The 21,465-nt window shown below is 60.8% G+C and carries 15 protein-coding genes; 4 read left to right on the forward strand and 11 right to left on the reverse strand.

Features of this window, described 5'->3' with window-relative positions:
- The first annotated feature begins 198 nt into the window (after window positions 1–198).
- Window positions 199–1,125 carry a GGDEF domain-containing protein gene (locus RB216_RS20025; protein WP_308907792.1) on the forward strand — a complete coding sequence of 309 codons (927 nt, stop codon included), beginning with the start codon at window positions 199–201 and terminating at the stop codon, window positions 1,123–1,125.
- 21 nt (window positions 1,126–1,146) lie between these two features.
- Here the strand turns inward: RB216_RS20025 and RB216_RS20030 are convergent, their stop codons facing one another.
- The 7 genes from RB216_RS20030 to RB216_RS20060 form a co-directional block, all read right to left on the reverse strand.
- Window positions 1,147–1,947 carry an iron-containing redox enzyme family protein gene (locus tag RB216_RS20030; RefSeq protein WP_308907793.1) on the reverse strand — a complete coding sequence of 267 codons (801 nt, stop codon included), beginning with the start codon at window positions 1,945–1,947 and terminating at the stop codon, window positions 1,147–1,149.
- Window positions 1,948–1,993: 46 nt separating this feature from the next.
- Window positions 1,994–4,456 carry an EAL domain-containing protein gene (locus RB216_RS20035; RefSeq protein ID WP_308907794.1) on the reverse strand — a complete coding sequence of 821 codons (2,463 nt, stop codon included), beginning with the start codon at window positions 4,454–4,456 and terminating at the stop codon, window positions 1,994–1,996.
- A 71-nt stretch (window positions 4,457–4,527) separates the two neighbouring features.
- Window positions 4,528–6,330 carry an ABC transporter ATP-binding protein gene (locus RB216_RS20040; RefSeq protein ID WP_028617235.1) on the reverse strand — a complete coding sequence of 601 codons (1,803 nt, stop codon included), beginning with the start codon at window positions 6,328–6,330 and terminating at the stop codon, window positions 4,528–4,530.
- Window positions 6,323–6,925, reverse strand: coding sequence for a DsbA family protein (locus RB216_RS20045; RefSeq protein WP_174890965.1), 603 nt, complete (start codon window positions 6,923–6,925; stop codon window positions 6,323–6,325). The genes RB216_RS20040 and RB216_RS20045 overlap by 8 nt, the downstream gene beginning before the upstream one ends.
- A gap of 36 nt (window positions 6,926–6,961) precedes the next feature.
- Complete coding sequence (trhO, locus tag RB216_RS20050) at window positions 6,962–7,903, reverse strand: oxygen-dependent tRNA uridine(34) hydroxylase TrhO (protein WP_028617236.1); 942 nt, start codon at window positions 7,901–7,903, stop codon at window positions 6,962–6,964.
- A 117-nt stretch (window positions 7,904–8,020) separates the two neighbouring features.
- Window positions 8,021–8,317 (reverse strand): BolA family protein, encoded by a 297-nt coding sequence (locus RB216_RS20055; protein WP_236321042.1) that lies wholly within the window; start codon window positions 8,315–8,317, stop codon window positions 8,021–8,023.
- 6 nt (window positions 8,318–8,323) lie between these two features.
- On the reverse strand, window positions 8,324–8,842 hold the full coding sequence (locus tag RB216_RS20060) for a DUF2059 domain-containing protein (RefSeq protein WP_014719258.1): 519 nt from the start codon (window positions 8,840–8,842) through the stop codon (window positions 8,324–8,326).
- Window positions 8,843–9,035: 193 nt separating this feature from the next.
- Between RB216_RS20060 and RB216_RS20065 the strand changes: the two genes are divergently transcribed.
- Window positions 9,036–10,418: a class II fumarate hydratase gene (locus RB216_RS20065; protein WP_122725772.1), complete on the forward strand. Its 1,383-nt coding sequence runs from the start codon at window positions 9,036–9,038 to the stop codon at window positions 10,416–10,418.
- On the opposite strand, the gene RB216_RS20070 is transcribed toward RB216_RS20065, so the two are convergent.
- The 3 genes from RB216_RS20070 to pap form a co-directional block, all read right to left on the reverse strand.
- Window positions 10,415–11,371 carry a DMT family transporter gene (locus RB216_RS20070; protein WP_068932110.1) on the reverse strand — a complete coding sequence of 319 codons (957 nt, stop codon included), beginning with the start codon at window positions 11,369–11,371 and terminating at the stop codon, window positions 10,415–10,417. The two genes, RB216_RS20065 and RB216_RS20070, sit on opposite strands and share 4 nt — an antisense overlap.
- Window positions 11,372–11,441: 70 nt before the next feature.
- Window positions 11,442–12,626: a thiolase family protein gene (locus tag RB216_RS20075; RefSeq protein ID WP_308907795.1), complete on the reverse strand. Its 1,185-nt coding sequence runs from the start codon at window positions 12,624–12,626 to the stop codon at window positions 11,442–11,444.
- Window positions 12,627–12,832: 206 nt separating this feature from the next.
- Entirely contained in the window at window positions 12,833–14,347 is a 1,515-nt protein-coding gene (pap, locus tag RB216_RS20080; RefSeq protein ID WP_028617241.1) for a polyphosphate:AMP phosphotransferase, read from the reverse strand.
- Between the two features lie 141 nt (window positions 14,348–14,488).
- Between pap and mnmC the strand changes: the two genes are divergently transcribed.
- Entirely contained in the window at window positions 14,489–16,471 is a 1,983-nt protein-coding gene (gene mnmC / locus RB216_RS20085; RefSeq protein WP_028617242.1) for a bifunctional tRNA (5-methylaminomethyl-2-thiouridine)(34)-methyltransferase MnmC2/FAD-dependent 5-carboxymethylaminomethyl-2-thiouridine(34) oxidoreductase MnmC1, read from the forward strand.
- 12 nt (window positions 16,472–16,483) lie between these two features.
- Here the strand turns inward: mnmC and RB216_RS20090 are convergent, their stop codons facing one another.
- The gene (locus RB216_RS20090; RefSeq protein ID WP_308908892.1) at window positions 16,484–21,073 is read right to left on the reverse strand and encodes an NEL-type E3 ubiquitin ligase domain-containing protein; all 4,590 of its coding nucleotides are present in this window, start codon (window positions 21,071–21,073) and stop codon (window positions 16,484–16,486) included.
- On the opposite strand from RB216_RS20090, the gene RB216_RS20095 reads away from it, so the two are divergent.
- Window positions 20,999–21,268 carry a hypothetical protein gene (locus RB216_RS20095; RefSeq protein WP_308908911.1) on the forward strand — a complete coding sequence of 90 codons (270 nt, stop codon included), beginning with the start codon at window positions 20,999–21,001 and terminating at the stop codon, window positions 21,266–21,268. The genes RB216_RS20090 and RB216_RS20095 overlap by 75 nt on opposite strands.
- Window positions 21,269–21,465 lie beyond the last annotated feature (197 nt).

Consider the following 21,465-nt stretch of genomic DNA (forward strand, 5'->3'; position numbering starts at 1 on the left):
CATGAATCTCGCTCTACCCTTATTCAAGCAGGTTAAGCGATGACAAGACGTGCGGCAGCGCCCAGGGGTTATAACCCTGTGCAAAGCGGTCTAAACTGTTACTCATGTTTTACGGAACTGAAGGAACAGTAAGACGCTTGGCATTCGCCACTCTCATCGAGCCTGTAAGACAGCCCAGTGCTTAGAGGCCGATCGCTTATGAAAACACCCACCCAGACCAACGCAATTGACTTTGACAGTGCCAAATTGCAACGCCTGGGGTTTGGTCAGCCATCCCTCCTCCCACGCCGCCCCACGACGCTGGAGCAACTTCGCCAGCAATTGGGCTTGCAATTACAAACCAGCCTGGAGCCGGAGCGCATCCTCGGTGTGTTCTTCCGTGAGATCCAACGCCTGGTGCCCCTGGACGCGTTGCAGTACCGCCATCAGGCCAGCGACTTGCGCCTGGAGTTCGGCCATCGCGGGCATCACTCAGTGAGCTATAGCCTGAGCCATGAAGGCGAGCACCTGGGCGAGCTGATCTTTCGTCGCAACCAGCGCCTGGCGGAAGAAGAGCTCGGCCAGCTCGAATCCCTGCTGACCACCTTACTCTACCCAATCCGTAACGCCCTGCTCTACCGCGCCGCCACCCGCAGTGCCTTGCGCGACCCGCTGACCGAGACCGGCAACCGTATAGCCATGGACCAGACCCTGCAACGGGAAGTCGACATGGCACGCCGGCACCTCAATCCGCTGTCCTTGCTGATGCTCGACATCGATCACTTCAAGATCATCAACGACACTTACGGCCACACCGCTGGCGATAAGGTACTGCGCGCCGTGGCCGGGGCGATCAAGCGCCAGTTGCGTAACGTGGATATGGTGTTCCGGTTTGGCGGGGAAGAGTTTCTGATCCTGCTGTCCAACACGGGCCGGGATGCCGCTGCGATGGTCGGTGAGCGCCTACGCCAAGCGGCGCAGGCCCAGGATTATTGGGCGGATGACACGCGGATCGAATTGACGGTGAGCCTGGGCTGCTCGACTTTGCTGGCCGCAGAGTCTACCGAAAGCCTGCTGCGTCGGGCCGACAGTGCCTTGTATGTGGCCAAGCGAGAGGGTCGCAACCGTCTGGCAATGGCGGGGTAAGCCCCCGCCACTCTCATTTCATCAAGCTTCGCTGGCGACCCGCACCTGGCGCTCGCGCACCACGGCTGGGGCTTTTTCTTTCTCCAGGCGCATGCAGCTTTCCAGGAACAGGTACATGTAGTCGTAGCTCTTGCACACGGCCTGGCGCAGCTCGGTCTGCAGTTCCTTGGTCGGGTTCATCCCGGCCAGGGTGCAGATGATTTCCAGGGCTTCCCATGGGTGGGCATCATCGTACTGCGCGTGCATCTTCAGCCACTTCATCGCCCGCTTGCGCTCTTCCTCTGGGAAAGCCGCCGAATAGACGCCGGTAGAACACACCACGGCGGACCATTCACCCGTGGCACCCTCGATCGCATAGTTGGTCGCGGCAATGGCCACGATCAGCGAGTCGGCAGAGCTGGTGTGCCAGCACCAATGGCTCAGCGCGTGCAGTTCCGGTGGTACGTTCTGGGCCTGCAATTCCTCCAGGCTCACGCCGTGGGCACGGGCCCAATGCACCCAATAGTCGGCGTGATTGAGTTCCACGCGAATATTGCGCATCAGCCAGCGGCGCGCCATGTCCTCCCCAGGATGGCGGGCAAATTTGGTCTTGGTGAGGTTCTGTGCCATGTACAAGGCAAACTGTTCCACCACGGGCCATCCACCGATCAGGTAGTGGCGCATGGTCTTGGCGCTGAGCGTATTGTCGCGCATGCGCTGGTACAGTTCGTGTTCGACAACGCGGCGCTTGCTCTCGCTACAGTCCAGGATCAGTTTCTGAGCCCAGGCAGGGTAACTGGAGGCTTCCATAAGCGGGCCGGTTCTGATGAATGTGTCGATCACTGTTAAGGCTCCTTTTTAAGTGTGATTGTACAGACCAGCGAATGTTTCAGCGGAATGTGCCGGGCGCCTTGAATAACAGAGGCTGCGGCCGCACAGGTCGACACTGCAAGCTATCAAAGGTAAACAATTGCGGTCGTTCAATCAGGTAGCCCTGAGCGTAATCCACACCAATTTCGAGTAATGCCTGTTCGATTTGCGGTGTCTCGACAAATTCAGCAATTGTGCGCTTACCCATGACATGGCCGATGTGGTTTATCACTTCGACCATCGCGCGGTTAATCGGGTCGTCCAGCATATCCTTTACGAAACTTCCATCGATCTTCAGGAAGTCTACAGGTAAATGTTTGAGATAGGCGAATGAGGACATTCCGGCACAAAAGTCATCAAGCGAAAACTGACAACCTAAAGCTTTGAGTTCATTAATAAAACGGATCGCACTGCCCAAGTTTGCAATAGCACTGGTTTCGGTTATTTCAAAACAGATCATGCCCGGCGGAATATTGTATGTATGAAACTTCTCACGTAGAAATCCAAGGAAGTCTTCATCACCAATAGTGATGCCTGACAGATTGATCGCACACATGGCCATTGGGCGTCCCGGCCGCTCCTGTATGCACCGGCTGATGAGCTTGAACACATTCTCGACCACCCAGCGGTCCAGGGACGTCATCAAACCGTAACGTTCGGCCGCCGGGATAAAGCTGTCGGGCAGGATGATACGGCCGGCCTCGTCATGCAGGCGCAACAGGATCTCGATATGCCCATCGCCGCCGTCGGTAGGCCCCAGCGGTGAAATTTCCTGGGCATATAGGCAGAACCGGTTCTCTTCCAACGCCATGTGCAGGCGCTGCACCCAGGCCATTTCGCCAAAACGCAGCGACAGTTCCGAGTCGTCGGCGTGGTACACCTGCACGCGGTTGCGGCCTTTTTCCTTGGCCATGTAGCACGCCATGTCGGCGGCGCGCAGTGACGTTTCCAGCGTGGTCGGAGTGTGGCCCAGGTGCACCAGGCCGATGCTGACGGTGGTCATGAACGGCCGGCCCTTCCATACAAAGTGCAGGCTTTGCACGGTGTGGCGCAGGCTCTCGGCGATCTTCTCCGCGACTGCCGCCGGGCAGTTTTCCAGCAGGATGCCGAATTCATCGCCCCCCAGACGCGCCAGGGTGTCGCCCTCGCGCAGGTCAGACTGCAGCAGCGCGCAGATATGCCGCAGCAGTTCGTCGCCGGCCGCGTGGCCACACGTGTCGTTGACCAGCTTGAACTGGTCCAAGTCGAGGAACATCAACGCATGACGCTCGCCCAGCCGCTGCGCGGTGGGATGCAGCACCTGTTCCAGGCGGAATTCGAATTCGCGGCGGTTGGCCAGGCCAGTCAGGGCGTCGTGGGTCGCCTGCCAGGACAGGTTGGCGATGTATTGACGCTCCTGGGTCATGTCATGCAACACCAGCACCGCACCCGTGACCTTGCCGGCACTGCGGATCGGCGCGCCCACCAGCGTCACCGAGACCGTGCTGCCGTCCAGGCGCTGGATGGTTTTGGAATGCTCGCTGCCGCCACTGAGTTGGCCCTTGACGATATGTTCAATGAGCGTAAAGCCGTCGGGCTGAGCATTGTCGTCCAACAGGTTGAACAGCGCAGCCAAGGGCAGGCCTTGGGCCTGGGCCGAATTCCAGTGGGTCAGCGCCTCAGCCGCCGGGTTCATGTAGGTGATGGCGCCGTCGACGTCGGTGGTGATCACCCCGTCGCCAATCGACTCCAACGTGATCTGCGCACGCTCCTTCTCTTGCTGCAGGGCATTGGCAAACGCGTGGCGCTGGGTCAGCAACTTATGGGTACGCAGCAGTGCCAGGACGATCAGGCCGAGGGCAGTGGCCAGGTTGGTGATCAGCAACAACCGCAGGATCATCCGCGAGCCTTCGCCCAAGGCATCACTGAACGCTTTGGCCGCCGGTGTCACACCTTCGTTGATGGCGATAATGTGTGCTTTCCACTGGCGTACGTCGTTGGCGCTGACGTGGTCACGGGTGATTGCGCCGTGCATCTCGCGGGCCAACTCATCCAGTTGCACCAGGTAACCATCGCCCACTGTCCATAACTCGATGGCTTTTTCCAGGTAGCTGAAATGGCGAAAGTTGAGGTACAGCCAGATCAGGCTGGAAACGTCATCCGGGTGGTTGCCGCCCTTGAGGATGCCCAAGCGGGCAGCGCTGAGGTCTGGTGTGGATTGGTCCAGCGCAACCCGCAATTCATGCCCGCCCTGTGGCACGGCGATGGCCTGCTGGTATTTGAGGTAAGTGGCTTCGTCGCGGTTGTCGGCGTAGAGCGTCAGGTAATAGATGGCATCTTTCTGGCCCTTGGACCACAGACTTTCACCTGCCACGTAGCCGCGCACTGCCGAGAGCACGTAAAGACTGACGCAGCCTAACAATGCCTGGAACAGCACAACGGCGATGAAGGGCCAGACAATGCCCAACAGCCGTGGCGTTCCGAGAGTCCGCTTTTGCTTCATGAAGCCCCTTGCACATGCACCGCTGGATACGCACGCGAAACACCGCTTCCGATAGCTCAGCCTAGGCTAAATCAACGAACTTGCTGCAAGTGCCCGTAGAGTTTGGCGTACAACCCACCGTCAGCAATCAGCTGTTGATGGTCGCCGTCCTCTGCAATGTGACCGCCGTCGAACACTAACACTCGGTCGGCTTGCTTAACCGCCGACAGGCGGTGGGCGATAATCAGTGTAGTACGGCCGCTGAGGAACCGCGCCAGCGCCTGATGCAGGTTGTATTCGGTGGCGGCGTCCAGGGCGGAAGTCGCCTCGTCGAGGATCACCACTTTCGGCTCGGCCAGCACCATGCGCGCAATCGCCAGGCGCTGACGCTGCCCACCGGAAAACCGCACCCCGGAACGCCCCACCACACTGTCCAGGCCCATGGGCAATGCCTTGACGGTAGCATCCAGCTGGGCGATTTCCAGTGCCTGCCAGCAGGCTTGATCACTGCGTTCGCGGCCCATGGTCAGGTTGGCGCGCACGGTGTCGTTGAACAGCGCCGGGTGTTGCAGCACTACGGCGACGTTTTCGCGAATGGTTTCCAGGCCGATTTCCTGCTGGGTAGCACCGCCAAAGCGGATAGTTCCAGCCTGTGGCGTATAAAGTCCGAGCAACAGTTGCACCAAGGTACTTTTACCGCCGCCACTGGCGCCGACGATTGCCACCTTCTCACCGGGTGCGATGGCCAGGTTCAACTGGTCGAGCACCAAGTCTTCGCCATAACCGAAATTGAGGCCGCGCACTTCGATGCCTACAGTCTCGCGCCCAACGAAAGGATCTTCGCCGCCGGCGTATTGCGGCTCATCGGCACGCGCCAGCAGTTCGTTGATCCGCGTCAGCGCGCCGCCTGCCGCGTAATAGGCGTATTGCAGGTTCAGCAATTGCTCCACCGGGCCGATCATGAACCACAGGTAGCTGAACACCGCGAGCATCTGGCCGATCGACAGGTCGGAGAACAAAACGGTAAGCATCGCCGCTGCGCGGAAGATGTCGATACCGAACTGAAACAGCAAACCGCTGGCGCGGCTGGAGGCGTCGGTTTTCCACTGCGAATGGATCGCGTAGTCGCGCACTTCCTGGGCACGCTGGCCCAGACGCCCGAGGAAGAAGCCCTGGCGATTGCCGGCGCGGACCTCCTGGATCGCGTCCAGGGTTTCAGTCAGCGCTTGGGTAAAACGCGAAGTGCTGTCGTTTTCCAACTTCTTCAGGTGTTTGACGCGCTTGCCCAACTGCACCGTGGCGTAGATCACCAGCGGGTTGAACAACAGGATCAGCAATGCCAGCTGCCAATGCATCCACACCAGGATCGCCGAGGTACCCACCAGGGTGAGCATGGCCACCAGGAAGCGGCTGAGGGTTTCGCCGACAAATTTGTCCAGCGTGTCGAGGTCGGTGACCAGGTGAGTCGTTACCGTGCCGCTGCCCAGGCTTTCGTACTCGCCCAGGGAGATACGCTTGAGCCGCTCGATCAGGCGAACACGGATGCGGTACACAATATCCTTGGCCAGCCGCGCAAACAGCCGCGCCTGCACCACGTTGAACACCAGGGCACCACAGCGCAGGAACAGGGTCACCAGCAGCATCAGGCCGATATAGCCGGCCGCCTTCTGCCAGCCCAGCGGCAGCGCGTGATTCATCACCTTGAGGGCAGCGTCGCCGTGGCCCAGCAGGACCTCGTCCACCAGCAGCGGCAACAGCAAGGGAATCGGTACGCTGCACAGGGTCGCCAGCACGGCGACGCCATTGGCGATCCACAGGGATTTCTTGTGACGCAGCGCCAGGCGGCGAATTTCCGCCCAGGTCAGGCGATCGGTGCGCTGGGCGGGTTCATGCACAGGTGGCTCGCTCCAGCCATCGGCCCAGCAGAGGCGACAGCTCGGACAGCGGCTGGTAACCGTTGGTCAGCAACGCCAACTGACCATTACGCTCGGCCAGCAGCGTCGGGAAACCGGCGATGCCCAGGTCTTGCACCCAGGTGAAATCGGCCGCCGTGGCGGCATGCTGCTCAGCGCGGTCAAACTCGCCGGCAAACTCGATGCGCGGGATACCCGCCTGCTCGGCCAATTCCACCAACACGCTGGCGAGGGTCACGTCGCGGCCTTCCACATAGAAAGCACGCTGGATCAGTCCCAGCAGTTTCCAGGCGCAGTCCGGCGCCAGGCTGCGGGCGGTGACGATGGCGCGGCACGCCGGCTCCGTGTCGTAGACAAAACCGTCGGGCAACGCGCCTTCACGCTTGAACGGCTGGCCGGTGGCGTCAGTGACCGCCTGCCAGTGTTCCAGGATATAACGCCGGGTGGTCGGCTCCAGCGCTGCGCCGCTGCCGGTACGCAAGCCGCCCACCACCAGATGCAACTCGACGCCGGCCGCCTGGGCCTGCTCCACCAACGCCTCGGCCACCGGGGCAAAACCCCAGCACCAGGAACACATCGGGTCCATTACATAGAGCAGGCGCGCGGACATGGGTCAGGCCTCGGAAGGGGTTTGCTTGTAGTTGAAGCCAATCGGGTGCGGCATGTTGCGGGCCTTGGCCAGCTCGATCTGCTTCTGCCGGTCGATCGCGCTGCGACGGGTCTTCTCCGGCAGCTTATCCCAGCAATGCGGGCAACTAATGCCAGCCACATAATGCTCGGAAGCGCGGTCTTCGACACTGACCGGTGTACGACAGGCATGACATTGATCGTAGTCGCCTTCGCTCAGGTCGTGGCGCACGGTCACGCGATTATCGAAAACAAAGCAGTCGCCCTGCCATTTGGTTTCTGCCTGCGGCACCTCTTCGAGGTACTTCAGGATGCCGCCCTTGAGGTGATAGACCTCGTCAAAGCCTTCGCTGAGCATGTAGCTCGACGCCTTCTCACAGCGAATGCCACCGGTGCAGAACATCGCGACTTTCTTGTGCTTGGCCGGGTCGAAGTTGGCTTTGATGTAGTCGGGAAATTCGCGAAAACTGGTGGTTTTCGGGTCGATCGCGCCTTCAAAGGTGCCGATGGACACTTCGTAGTCGTTACGGGTGTCGATCAACAGCACTTCCGGGTCGCTGATCAGCGCGTTCCAGTCCTGCGGGTCGACGTAGGTACCGACTTTCTTGTTCGGGTCGACGCCTTCGACGCCCAGGGTCACGATCTCTTTCTTGAGCTTGACCTTGGTGCGGTAGAACGGCTGGTCGTCGCAGTAGGATTCTTTGTGGTCGATGTCGACCATGCGCGGATCTTTCTTCAGCCAGGCCATCAGGCCATCAATGCCTTCGCGACTACCGGAAACCGTGCCGTTGATGCCTTCTTCGGCGATCAGCAAGGTGCCTTTGATGCCGTTGTCGACCATCGCCTGCAACAGGGGCTCGCGCAGGGCGACGTAGTCTTCGAGGGTGACGAACTTATACAGTGCCGCCACGACAATCGGTTGAGTCATGGGTGTTCTCTCCAGGTGGCTACCCTCGCAAAGGGTGAACCGGATGCAAAAAAACGCGCCGGCTGAGCGGCGCGTTGCAGATTCTAACAAATGCCTGGTGTCAGAGACACCCGATCATCAATCATGTCCGCCAGCGCAGGTCGGCGAGGCCGGGGCTGCGTCGATTTTCGCCCATTCTTCAGGCGTGTAGGTATGCAGCGCCAACGCATGAAACTCGGTCATCAGGTCACCCAGGGTGGCGTAGACCTTCTGGTGGCGCTTGACGCGGTTGAGCCCCTCGAACTGCGGGCTGACCAGCACGGCCTTGAAGTGGGTCTGCAACCCACGGCTGTGCATATGGCTTTCATCCAGCACGCTCAAGTGGTCAGTGCCCAAGGCGGCAAGCGCCGTTTCGATACGCTGTTGCATGGTCATTCCTGCTTACTTCTTCTTGGCCGGAGCGGCGGCTTTAGGCGCCAGCTCGTTGGTCATGTCTTCCAGCAGCTTGTTGACTACCGGCACGGCGCTTTCCAGCTTGGCCTGGGTCATCTGGGCCGATTGCTGGGTCAGCTGCGGCATTTTTTCCAGGACTTTCTTGCCCAGTGGCGACTGGTAGAAGGCAACCAGGTCCTTGAGCTCGGATTCGCTGAAGTTGGTGGTGTAGAGCTTGACCATGTCAGGTTTCAGCTTTGGCCAGCCGATGGCCTGGTCCAGGGCGGCGTTGGCCTTGGCCTGGTAGCTGTCCAGTACGGACTGCTTGGCGGCAGGCGCCTTGGTCTGTTCAAAACGCTGGGCGAACATTTGCTGCACTTGCATGTACACCGGGGTACCCAGCTTGTCGGCATGGGCCAGGGTAAGGAAGGCTTCGGCACTGGCGTTGTGGCTGGCGGTATCGGCAAGAACCTGGCCGCTGGCGCAAACCAGAGCAACCGCGGTACAGATGGCACGAAGACGAGTCATCGAGTTTCCTTTTCTAGCAGGCGAGGTCAGACCCCAAGGGCGCCCATTCTGCGCCTAAAAAACCTTATGGCTCAACCCCGAGCCTTGCTGGATAACGATTCTCGAGGGATGAACCCGATGAAAAGTCTTTTAGGGAACCCACTAGGCCGAACACGGCCTAAACTGCGCAAACGAACCTGAAGGAGTGTGCCCGATGAGCCGTATCGAAACCGACAGCCTGGGAGAAGTTCACGTCCCGGATGACGCTTACTGGGGCGCCCAGACCCAACGTTCGCTGGTTAACTTCGCCATTGGCGAACAGCGTATGCCGCTGGCGGTATTGCACGCCCTGGCCCTGGTCAAGAAGGCCGCAGCACGGGTCAATGACCGTAATGGCGACTTGCCCGCCGACATCGCCCGCTTGATCGAACAGGCCGCCGACGAAGTACTCGATGGTCAACACGACGACCAATTCCCCCTGGTGGTCTGGCAGACCGGCAGCGGCACCCAGAGCAACATGAACGCCAACGAAGTGATCGCCGGCCGCGCCAACGAACTGGCGGGCAACAAACGTGGCGGCAAGAGCCCGGTGCACCCCAACGATCACGTCAACCGTTCCCAGAGTTCCAATGACTGCTTCCCCACCGCCATGAGCATTGCAGCGGTCCAGGCTGTGCATCAGCGCTTGCTACCGGCAATTGCGACGCTTTCCGGCGGCCTGGCTGAACAAGCAGCCAAACATATGAAGCTGGTGAAGACCGGCCGCACTCATATGATGGATGCCACGCCGATCACCTTCGGCCAGGAGCTTTCGGCGTTCATCGCCCAGCTTGACTACGCCGAACGCGCCGTTCGCGCCGCACTGCCCGCCGTCTGCGAGTTGGCTCAGGGCGGCACCGCCGTCGGCACCGGGCTGAATGCGCCCCACGGTTTTGGCGAGGCGATTGCCTCCGAGCTGGCGGCGTTGTCGGGCTTGCCGTTCGTCACCGCGCCGAACAAATTCGCCGCCCTTTCCGGCCATGAGCCGTTGGTGACGCTACACGGCGCCCTGAAAACCCTGGCCGTGGCCCTGATGAAAATCGCCAATGACCTGCGCCTGCTGGGCTCCGGCCCGCGCACCGGGTTGGCCGAGGTGAAGTTGCCGGCCAACGAGCCCGGCAGTTCGATCATGCCAGGCAAGGTCAACCCGACGCAGTGCGAAGCGCTGTCGATGCTGGCCTGCCAGGTGCTGGGCAATGACGTGACCATCGGCATCGCTGCCAGCCAGGGGCACTTGCAGTTGAATGTGTACAAGCCGGTGATCATCCACAACCTGCTGGAATCCATCCGCCTGCTGGCCGACGGCTGCAACAACTTCCAGGAACACTGTGTGGCCGGGCTTGAGCCAGACCCCGTGCAGATGGCCGAGCACTTGGAGCGCGGGCTGATGCTGGTGACCGCGCTCAACCCGCACATCGGCTACGACAAGTCGGCGGAAATCGCCAAGAAGGCTTACGCCGAAGGGTTGACGCTAAGGGAGGCCGCGCTGGACCTGGGCTACCTCACCGACGCGGAGTTCGACCAGTGGGTTCGCCCGCAAGACATGCTCGGCGCCTAGGACGCCATGCGCAACCGCCGGGCCTTGAGCCCGGCGAGCAACGACGGCGCCAGCGCCACGGTCGCCGAACCCAGCACCACCACCAACGCCCCGGCATAGCCCAGGGCGTTGATCTCTTCGGCCTGCACATACTCAGGCCACAGCCACGCCGACAGGGCGACCGCCACGAAAGTCACCAGCGGTGTAAGCGCCAGGGTCGCACTGACCCGCGAAGCTTCCCAATGGGCAAGCGCTTCGGCAAACGCGCCGTAGGCCACCAGGGTATTCATGCAGCACGCCAGCAACAGCCAGCCCTGCAGCGGGCTCAGGTCCAAAGCTTCCATAGGATGCGCCCAGGGCGTGAGCAACAAGGCGCAGGTGAGGTAGATCACCATCATCACTTGCAGCGAGTTCCACACCGTCAACAACTGCTTCTGGCCCAGGGCGTAGAACACCCAGATTGAAGTGGCCAACAATATCGTCAGCACACCGGCGGTATAGGCACCCAGGGATGTCAGCAACTCCTCCAGACGCTGGTTGAAGAACAGGCCAAAGCCTGCAATCAACACGAATAACCCGAGCACCTGCCCGCGACTGAAACGCTCCTTGAACACAAACACACTGGCGATCATCAAGAAGATCGGCCCCATCTGCACCACCAGTTGCGCCGTGCCAGGGCTGAGCATTTTCAGGCCCACCAGGTACAACACGTAGTTGCCCACCAGGCCGCACACCGCCATCCCTACCAGCCAGCCACCCTTGGGGCCCAGCACCTTGCGGCTGGGCAAGCGCTTGGTCAGCGCCAGGTAGACGAACAGGCAACTGCCAGCCACGATCAGGCGAAACCAGGTAACGGTGATCGGGTCCATCACCTGCAGCACCTGCTTGAGTTTGATCGGCAGGATGCCCCACAGAAACGCGGTCAGCAGGGTCAGGAGAAAACCATAGACCCAGCGGCCGGAAGAGATGTGCATGAGTGCCCCAGAAGCCAGAGGAAGTGGAGCCGCATTCTAGGGGCACCCGACGCACTTTGTGTAGCGAAGATCAGCGCACCGCTTCGAACAATCCGGTGGCGCCCATGCCACCGCCCACGCACATGGTGACGATGCCATAACGCAGATTGCGCCGCTGCAACTCACGTACCAGATGCCCCACCTGCCGTGAGCCGGTCATGCCGAATGGGTGGCCGATGGAGATCGATCCGCCGTTGACGTTGTATTTGGCATTGTCGATTTCCAGGCGATTACGCGCATATAAGCACTGGGACGCGAAGGCTTCGTTGAGTTCCCACAGGTCGATATCCGCCACTTGCAAGCCCTTGGCCTTGAGCAGCTTGGGCACCGAGAACACCGGGCCGATGCCCATCTCGTCCGGTTCGCAACCCGCCACCGTGAACCCACGGAAAAACGCCTTCGGCTTGAGGCCCAGTTCAAGGGCTTTTTCCAGGCTCATCACCAGCGTCATCGAGGCGCCGTCGGAGAGCTGCGACGAGTTACCCGCCGTCACCGAGCCGTCCTCGGCAAATACCGGCTTCAAGCCTTGCAGGCTGGCCAACGTGGTGTCCGGGCGATTGCAGTCGTCACGGTCGACCACGCCCTCGAGCACCTGCACTTCACCGGTGTTCTTGTCTTCGACTTTGTACTTGACCGCCATCGGCACGATTTCATCGTTGAACAAACCGTCTGCCTGAGCCTGAGCGGTGCGTTGCTGGCTTTGCAGGGCGTACACGTCCTGCTCTTCGCGACTGACGTTGTAGCGACGAGCGACGATCTCCGCAGTCTGGCCCATGGGGAAGTAGATACCCGGCACCTGCTCTTTCAGCAGCGGGTTGATCAGGTTGTCGGTGTTGACGCTTTTCATCGTCAGGCTGATGGACTCGACGCCACCGGCAACGATGATATCGCTGCAGCCCGACGCGATCTGGTTGGCCGCGATGGCAATCGCCTGCAAGCCCGACGAGCAGAACCGGTTGAGGGTCATCCCCGCCGTACCGGTGCCCAGTTGTGACAACACCGCCACATTGCGCCCGATGTTGTAGCCCTGGGCACCTTCGTTGGAGCCGGCGCCGACGATGCAGTCCTCCACGGTGGCAGGGTCGATTCCATCGCGGGTGAGCAGCGCGTTGACGCAATGGGCCGCCATGTCATCCGGGCGGGTCTGGTTGAACTTGCCACGAAACGATTTGGCCAGGCCAGTTCGTACGCTGTCGACGATCACTACTTCACGCATGGGCTACCTCGATCTTGTGGTTGTCGGGAGATGGATCGAGGATAGATCCAGCTCCCGCCAACCGCGACGATCATTCACCCCGCCTATACAAAACCATGGCGCCGAACCTATCTGTAGGAGCGAGCTTGCTCGCGAAAACTCGAGAGCGCCTCGCTTACCCAGAAAACACGCGCCATCATTGACGATTTTCGCGAGCAAGCTCGCTCCTACTTCTTGCCTTTCTTGTCGTGCTTGTCGGACTTGTCGAACGCCGCCTCCAGCGCCCGGTTGATCGTGCGCAGCACCTTGACCCGCGCCCAGCGCTTGTCGTTGGCCTCCACCAGTGTCCAGGGCGCGATTTCGGTGCTGGTGCGGTCAACCATATCGCCCACGGCGGCACGGTAGTCGTCCCACTTGTCGCGGTTGCGCCAGTCGTCTTCAGTGATCTTGAAGCGCTTGAACGGGATTTCCTCACGGGCCTGGAAACGCTCCAGTTGGGTCTGCTTGTCGATGGCCAACCAGAACTTGACCACGATCACACCCGCGTCGCGCAGTTGCTCTTCAAAGTCGTTGATTTCGCCATACGCGCGCATCCAGTCCGCTGGGGTGCAAAAGCCCTCGATGCGTTCCACCAGTACACGGCCATACCACGAACGGTCGAAGACAGTGAACATGCCCCGCGCCGGGATCTTCTGCCAAAAACGCCACAGATAAGGCTGGGCACGCTCGTCCTCGCTCGGTGCGGCAATCGGCACGATGTGGTACTGGCGCGGGTCCAGCGCCGCCGCCACCCGACGGATCGCCCCGCCCTTGCCCGCCGCGTCGTTGCCTTCGAACACCGTGATCAACGCGTGCTTGCGCATGCGTTTGTCGCGCATCAGGCCGGAGAAGCGTGCCTGCTCGGTGATCAACTGTTCTTCGTAATCGTCCTTTTCCAGGCGCTGCGTCAGGTCGAGGCTGTCCAGCAGGCTCTTCTTGTCCACGGAGGCGATCAACGGTGCCGGGTTCATGCCGCTGGCCTTGCCTTTGACCAGCTTCAACGCATTTTGCAGGCCTTCCAGCAGCAGCTTGCCCACGGTGAGGCTGCGATAGTTGCTGTCCACCCCTTCGATTACATGCCACGGTGCATAGTCGCGGCTGGTGCGGCGCAACACGCGCTCGCCGAAATGCACGAATTTGTCGTAAGTCTCAGACTGCTGCCAATCCAGCGGGCTGATGCGCCAGCTGTGCAGCGGGTCATCGGCCAGGGCCTTGAGCCGCGCCTTCATTTGCTTCTTGGACAGGTGAAACCAGAACTTGAAGATCAGTGCGCCTTCATCACAGAGCATCTTTTCCAGACGCTCCGCACCGGCGATAGCCTGGTCCAGGCGCGCGTCCTTGATCTGCCCATGCACGCGGGCCTGCAGCATCTGGCTGTACCAATTACCGAAGAAAATCCCCATGCGGCCTTTGGCGGGCAGTTGCCGCCAGTAGCGCCAGGCCGGCGGCCGGGCCAGCTCTTCGTCGGTCTGCTGGTCGAAGGTGCGCACCTCGATCAGACGCGGGTCCATCCATTCGTTCAATAGCTTGACCGTCTCACCCTTACCGGCACCCTCGATACCGTTGATCAGGATGATCACCGGGAAGCGCTTCTGCTGCTGCAGCTCGTATTGCACCTCCAGAAGTGCCTCACGCAGCGCAGGGACTTCGGCGTCGTAGGTGTCTTTGTCGATGGCGTGACCGATTTCGGCGGATTCGAACATGGGCAGCTCCGTTTCAAGATGGCTCAAGACTAGCGGATTGGGCAGCAACACGCGGGAGGAAATTCCATCGGTGCTTGCCGTGGGTCAATTCATTGCCTGTTGATCGGCTAGAATGGCGGCCTTGTCTTGACCGAGCCGCCCATGAACCCCATCACCCACGCCCAGCTCGACTGGGATGACCAAGGCCGCCCGCACTCACGGGTGTTCGACGACGTGTACTTCTCCGATAAGTCCGGCCTTGAAGAAACCCGTTATGTGTTCCTGGAACAGAACCGCTTGCAGGAGCGTTTTGCCGCCTTGCCGGTGGGCGGGCGCTTGGTGATTGGCGAAACGGGGTTCGGCACGGGCTTGAATTTTTTGTGCGCCTGGCAGTTGTTCGAGCAATACGCGGTAGCCGGTGCGCACCTGCACTTTGTCAGCGTGGAAAAGTACCCGCTGAGCCACGCCGACCTGCAACGCGCCCTCGCCCTTTGGCCTGAACTACAACCCTTTGCCGAACAATTACTCAAGCAATACATCGCGATCCACCAAGGCTTCCAACGCCTGATCCTGGATAACGGCCGCGTGACCCTTACCCTGTTGATCGGCGATGCCCTGGAGCAACTGCCGCAACTGGATGCGCAGATCGACGCGTGGTTCCTCGACGGTTTCGCCCCAGCGAAAAACCCGGACATGTGGACCGCCGAACTGTTCGCCGAACTGGCGCGGCTGGCCGCACCGGGGGCAACCATCAGCACGTTTACCAGCACCGGTTGGGTGCGCCGGCTGATCAATGCCGCCGGCTTCAAGATGAAGCGCACGCCGGGTATTGGGCATAAATGGGAGATCCTGCGCGGGGAGTTCCTCGGTTGGCCAGCGCAGACGCCCTTGCCGCCTGCCGCCAAGCCGTGGTTCGCACGGCCGCCTGCCATTGATGGCGAACGCCACGCCCTGGTAATCGGCGGCGGCCTGGCCGGCTGCACCACGGCGGCCAGCCTGGCGGCGCGCGGCTGGCGGGTCAGCCTGCTGGAGCGCCATACGGCCCTGGCGCAGGAAGCCTCGGGCAACCCGCAAGGCGTGCTGTACCTCAAGCTATCGGCCCACGGCACAGCCCTGTCGCAGTTGATACTCAGTGGTTTCGGCCACACCCGACGCCTGCTGGAGCACCTGCACCGTGGCGTCGACTGGGACGGGTGCGGCGTGCTGCAACTGGCCTTCAACGCCAAGGAGGCCGAGCGCCAGGCGCAGTTGGCCGCTGCCTTTTCGCCCGGCTTGCTGCACCTGCTGAACCCGGCCCAGGCCCAAGCGCGCGCAGGCGTGGCGCTGGAGCACGGCGGGTTGTTCTTTCCCGAGGGCGGTTGGGTGCATCCTCCGGCGTTATGCGAGTGGCAGGCACGCCATCCGCTGATCACGGTGCTGACACATCACGAAGCCCTTGAGCTGCAACGCGTTGACGGCCAGTGGCACGCCCTGGCCGGTGACACCCGGCTGGCCAGCGCGCCGGTGGTGGTGTTAGCCGGTGCGGCCGAGATCAAGCGTTTTCCGTTCAGCGCCGACCTACCCCTCAAGCGTATTCGCGGGCAGATCACCCGCCTGGCGCAAACCCCGCAGAGCGAAGCCCTGGCTACCGTGGTCTGCGCCGAAGGCTACGTGGCCCCGGCGCGCCTGGGCGAGCACACCCTAGGCGCCAGCTTCGATTTCAAGAGCGACGACCTGACGCCCACCGTCGCCGAACACGCCGGCAACCTGGAGATGCTGCGCGAGATTTCCGTCGACCTGACGCAACGGTTGGGTGCCGACGCGTTGGCCCCCGAACAGCTGGAAGGCCGTGCCGCCTTCCGCTGCACCAGCCCCGACTATCTGCCGATTGTGGGGCCGCTGGCCGAACGCGCAGCCTTCGACCAGGCCTACGCAGCGTTGCGCAAGGATGCCCGCCAGATCCCAGAAGCCGCCTGCCCGTGGCTTGACGGCCTGTACATCAACAGCGGCCACGGCTCGCGCGGCCTGATCACTGCGCCACTGTGCGCCGAACTGCTCGCAGCCTGGCTCAACGACGAGCCGTTGCCGGTGCCCGCCAGCGTGTCAGAGGCGTGCCACCCCAATCGGTTCGCCCTGCGGGCGTTGATTCGCGGCACGGGTGGGTGATAACACGGGCACCTAGCAGACATTCAACGCGCCGGGTTTGAGTGCGTCCTCGGTCTGGCGCCTGATTTCAGCCGCTTCAACCGGCATGCGCTCACTGGTAATCACGTTCATTTGCTCGACGTAGTCGGTATCGGTCAGTGTCTGGCGTTGATCGAATACCCGCTGCGCGCGTTCGTGGAAAGAACCCAGTACGTCTTCAAACCGTCCTTGAAAGCGTCTTTTCAAATAGTCGATCCAGAACGGCAACCCGACTATAAAGTCCAACAATTCGGATGAAAGCTCGGCCACCCGGACCTTGTCAGCGGCAGCCACCAAATCCTTATTCGTCACCTCGGCCAATTGCCCAAAGCGCATATGCCTGGGTTGGCCGGGCAGGTCTAACTTGTCGGCCAGACCTATGCGAAACGCCAGGCTCACTTCCAACGGGTCGGCGCTGGGATGACTGAGGCTGTGGCTGCGGGCATAGCGTTCAACCTGGTCGAGCCGAAACAGGCCCTTACTCAACTTCAGCAGCGGCTCAGCCGTCAACTGGCCGCTCTCGACGCCTTTTGAAGCCTCATGAAGAAGCGTCAGCACCTCAAGGTTGCTGAAGCTTGCAGCTGCAGCATCATCACAATTGAGTGGCGTAGCGGCACGGTCAAAGATTTCTGCACGCAAGCCTGCATCGGCTTCAGCAGCCTCCAACACCCACCACACCCGTTGGCTCATGTCCACGCGAACATTTTTTGCATCAGCGGTACTGCCCAGTCCGGCGAGGAGATTGAACAGCCCCTCGGAGCCCTCCTCGGCCCTGAGTGCTGCCCAGGTGGCGCGTTTCATCTCTATATCCGCCCCCATATCCTTTAACCAGCGCTCTTGCGCCCGTTGCTCAGTCAAACGGGCAGGATCATCCTCCAGGAAACCCATGCCGACACCGACGCGACTCCGGTAGGCACTGACCAACTGGCGGCTAGGCGTGTCCAGGGGGTTATCCCCCAAATGGAGCGTTTGTGCGAGAACTCGTGGGACTTCAGACAGCCACCGAGGCAGTGTCGTAATGTGATTGCCGCGCAGGTCAACCGTTTCCAGGTAGGGCGGGCGTCGAAACCCCGCTGGCAACTCCTTCAGAGAACAACTGTTCAGGAACAAGGCGCGCAAGTCGAACATCCGATCGATCAGCGGCGCGTTTAGCAGTGGGTTGTGGTTGAGGTTCAACACCCGCAGTTCGGTCAAGGTTGCAAGTTGCGTTCGACCAGCCTCCGTCAGTTGCAGTTGGTTGCAGTTCAAGTACAGGCGCCGCAGCAGGGACATCTGCGACAACACCGTCGGTACTTGGGTCAACTTGTTGCCCGCCAGGTCGAGCATATTGACCCCCTTGAAGCGCTCAAGAAAAGACCCGACCTGATCATCGAGGTCCATATTGCGCAACACCAAGCGACGCACATGACCAAAATCCACCCCGACGGGCAACTGGGGCAAAGCACCGACATTCAGGCCCCCCAGCTCCAGTCCGAACATCTCGATACCGCGCTCGTTGCGCAGCAGTGTTTTACGCTTCCAGCTGCGCTCAATCGCCTTGGCGACTGCTTTGCGTCCGTCACGCAAATCACTCCTGGCCGAACGTGAAAGGCCCTTTACAGCGGCTTTTTCGTCGCACCACCGTGCCAACGCGAGCTGTAGAGCCTTGAGCTGTTGCTGCAACACCTTGACGGCCCTGGCGCGCGACAAATGATCCGTGCCCATGTCTTGAAGCAACAACGTGAGCTGGCGTGAACTCAACTTGGGGTAGAGCTTGCAAAGCTTGCGCATCAAGGCTGCCGGCTGTGGCGCCAGCTCCTCCAGCAGCGCCTGAACACACGCCACCGCCGGCTCAGGCACTGCGCGCTCCGGCCAGAGGTAACGGGCAAGCGTCTTGCGCTCCGTTTCGGCCTTGCCCAGTAACTCTTGGTTCAAGTGGCTGGCACGTTGAGTCCCATTCAATCTCAGCGTGGCGATTTGATCAGCGGATAACGTCTCGGTCAGGGCTTGGTAAAAACCCTCCCCACCCGTTGCTAATGCCCCCAAGGCTTTGCCCCGTGCATCAAATGCCTGAAAGCCATCGGCAGACGCTACAACCGTCCGGTGCAATGTCGCCGCCTGCCCGCCGAGTTGCGCGATCACTTCGCCATTGAGCGAACCGCGGCGTAGCTGCAATGCCTGGGTCTGTGGCCAGTCGACAACTCGCCCCAGCAGCCCGACGGCCAGGCGCTGGGTGGCCTCATTGCCATATCTCGGCCAGTACAGACCACTGAGTGCGCGGTCTTCTTCAAGCAGTCGCAGGGCCTCTCGGGTTCGTTGCGCCAGCAACAGGGGCACCCGCCGTGTCTCGCGCAGGCGCACGCGCTGCCGGGTCGAAGCGTTGGAGAGCAGCTCCCAGGCCTGGCGATTCGGCAAGCCTGGGTAGTGATGAATAAGCAGCGCATGATCGCTGTGCGTAATAACGTTGGCTTCCTGGTACAGCTGATCATGAACCTGCCGATGGCTGCGTTCGAGCGACTTCAACAAGCGGCGCTTCAAGATCACTTCTGCTTCGCCAGGTTCTACGACGCCACCCAGCAATGCCTGTGTTTCCTCCGTGTCCAATGCGGCCAGCAGCGTAGGCATCACCTCGCCACGTTCAAGCTGCTTTTCGGTGATATGAATGCTCAGGTCTTCGTAGTCAAACGGCGCTGCATCAGGATAGCTTTCAAGCAGGTTGCCCTCCTCGTCCAGCACTTCAAAAAAGCGCCCGCGGGGCCAGCCGGGCATATGGGGCAATGCAAGCATTTGGGTGCGTGCCGTACTCAGATCCAACTGCGCCTGATGCTCAAGCTGCCAGGTCAGGTCACGCACTTTCTGCTCTTGCATGAAGCGCACTACTCCATCATTGAAACGTTCCGGCAATGGCAGGTTTTCCTGGGCCAGGTAACGCAACCGAGGCAGGGACAACTCGGCGATGGTTGCAAGTTCCCTCAACCGCTCCCCCGTCAGCGTCCCGAGGAATGAATTCGACCGCGTGATAATGTACGCAGGCTCTTCCCAGTCTTGAGGCCGCTCCCACTCAAACTGCCATCCCGCCGTGCCGTTGTGCTTGAGCGGGGGGCGGTACGCATCGCTGCGTAGCGGGTGAATGGCAGACCACTGCTTCACAGCGGCGTCATAGGCGATCGCATGCACCCGAGCTTCGATCTTGGCGTAAGCGTGTCCATTGGTCTTGTACACCCCCATGGCATTGGCAACCGTGCCGGAAACCACCTCCGGGGGGTATCGATATGCCGTTGTGCGGCGGCGCCATAACCACACGCTGCCGTCCGGCCGCTTGACGGCCTCCATGCCATCAAAAAACACCTCCGGTCGAGTCACCCATCGCTTGACCCCACCGAAGGCCTTCACCCCTACGGCGAACGCTGCCATGCCAGCGATGCTCTCCGCCACGTTGACCAAATGTTCAAGCGCCTCGGTTTTTTCATTGTGGCTCCAGTCGTCGATGCCCTCGAACATCTCGCCCAGTAACTGGCCAATACCCTCCCCCATCATCAATAGCCCAATCATCGGCACCACGAACCCTGCAATGTTGAGCAGGGTCAAGCCTGCATCCAGGTAGCTTTGCAGGCGTTTCTGGCGAGCGTCATCATCGGCCTGTGCGGTGGGCACTGCCAATGTGATCGCATCCAGCAGCAGCTTGCCGGTGCACACATTGAAAAAGAACCTGGACAGGTTGCCCGGTTCCTCGATTGGCTCCAGCCGCGCCAGGGTTCGGCTCCTATCAAATCGCTGGAAGAACTGAAAGCGTTCGGTCTCGGCCAGGTAGCCGGTAAAAAAACGCCGATAAGCCTGCACTTGAAGTTTGAGCGTCAGGTATTGCTTGAAATCCTCCAGCGACGGGTACTCGTACCACCGCCGCGTCGGCTCGTTAGGCATGTACAACACCACCGGCCCCGTGGGAAAGCCGTCTTCGTTGGCATTGGCCAGGACCATCACGCCCCACACGCAGGCCCCCCCGATACTCAAACCTCGCCACACCATGGGCTTACCTTGAAAGAGCAGGTGCGCCATCTGGCTGGCCGGTAAGTCGCGCTTGATCAATTCAGACAGCAACGTGTAGGTCGGCGGGCTGACATCGCCCTTGGCATACGCAATATGCAAGTCAACCAGCATCTCCAAGCGCCGGGCATTGCCGAGCTGCAAGACTGCCGGGTTGTACCCTCGGTCAGACTCCAGCGCCGCTTCACTGGGCGCCGGCAGGTTGAACACATCGCGAAGGTGCAGTTGGTAGGCAGCGCCCAGGTCCAGTTCACGACAGTAACCCGCGAACGCCTCAGCACTGAGACCGCGCACGACCGTGTTCCCGGCACGAACGACCGAGCCTTTCGGCAGCTCGGCTCCATCCTGCGAGAAGTTCTGCATGGCCGCCTGCAGCAAGCTGTGCTTCTCAATCTTGATCTGATCATACGTCGGTCCGAAAACGCTGGTCATTGTGAAAGTGCGCCGCGGCACTTCCAGCATGTCGAGTTCGACATTCAGCGACGCATGCCCCTTGGCGGACAGAAACGCCTTGAGTTTCTCGGCGCAAAATTGTTTGAGCGGTTTGACACGCCCCAACAACCGAGCTGCCTGTTCGCGCGGTCGTTCACTCTGTTCATGGGCCTGTTGCAGCGCTTGGAGAGTGGCGGCATCGGCATCCTTCCACCAGGCGGGCAATTTTTGCTGCAACACCAGGGCTATATCCAGGTCTCCCGTCAGTTCCAACAGCGCGGCGGTAACGTCCTCCTCCGACACCGGCGTAACGGCGTGGCTTGAATCCTGTGTCTCAGTCATTGGCAATCATCCTTATTGCGTTGAGAAATACCGCCCAACGATAAGGCCGATCCTGGATTCAAATGACGCAAATACTCGGGCGATCAGGCACCCGACCCCCCGACTTTTTGCATGCATCCCAGCGTTGTTTACCGCCATTTAAGCCAACGCCACGGCACACGCAGACTGGCATTCAACCG

It is taken from the genome of Pseudomonas canadensis, from assembly GCF_030980095.1.
GTDB classification, from domain to species: domain Bacteria; phylum Pseudomonadota; class Gammaproteobacteria; order Pseudomonadales; family Pseudomonadaceae; genus Aquipseudomonas; species Aquipseudomonas canadensis.

What these genes read in the sequence shown, in the direction of transcription:
- RB216_RS20025 (WP_308907792.1), top strand. Translation starts at nt 199, where the DNA reads ATGAAAACACCCACCCAGACCAACGCAATTGACTTTGACAGTGCCAAA.
- RB216_RS20035 (WP_308907794.1), bottom strand. Translation starts at nt 4,456, where the DNA reads ATGAAGCAAAAGCGGACTCTCGGAACGCCACGGCTGTTGGGCATTGTC.
- RB216_RS20045 (WP_174890965.1), bottom strand. Translation starts at nt 6,925, where the DNA reads ATGTGTTCCTGGTGCTGGGGTTTTGCCCCGGTGGCCGAGGCGTTGGTG.
- trhO (WP_028617236.1), bottom strand. Translation starts at nt 7,903, where the DNA reads ATGACTCAACCGATTGTCGTGGCGGCACTGTATAAGTTCGTCACCCTC.
- RB216_RS20055 (WP_236321042.1), bottom strand. Translation starts at nt 8,317, where the DNA reads ATGACCATGCAACAGCGTATCGAAACGGCGCTTGCCGCCTTGGGCACT.
- RB216_RS20060 (WP_014719258.1), bottom strand. Translation starts at nt 8,842, where the DNA reads ATGACTCGTCTTCGTGCCATCTGTACCGCGGTTGCTCTGGTTTGCGCC.
- RB216_RS20065 (WP_122725772.1), top strand. Translation starts at nt 9,036, where the DNA reads ATGAGCCGTATCGAAACCGACAGCCTGGGAGAAGTTCACGTCCCGGAT.
- RB216_RS20070 (WP_068932110.1), bottom strand. Translation starts at nt 11,371, where the DNA reads ATGCACATCTCTTCCGGCCGCTGGGTCTATGGTTTTCTCCTGACCCTG.
- RB216_RS20075 (WP_308907795.1), bottom strand. Translation starts at nt 12,626, where the DNA reads ATGCGTGAAGTAGTGATCGTCGACAGCGTACGAACTGGCCTGGCCAAA.
- pap (WP_028617241.1), bottom strand. Translation starts at nt 14,347, where the DNA reads ATGTTCGAATCCGCCGAAATCGGTCACGCCATCGACAAAGACACCTAC.
- mnmC (WP_028617242.1), top strand. Translation starts at nt 14,489, where the DNA reads ATGAACCCCATCACCCACGCCCAGCTCGACTGGGATGACCAAGGCCGC.
- RB216_RS20095 (WP_308908911.1), top strand. Translation starts at nt 20,999, where the DNA reads ATGCCCCTTGGCGGACAGAAACGCCTTGAGTTTCTCGGCGCAAAATTG.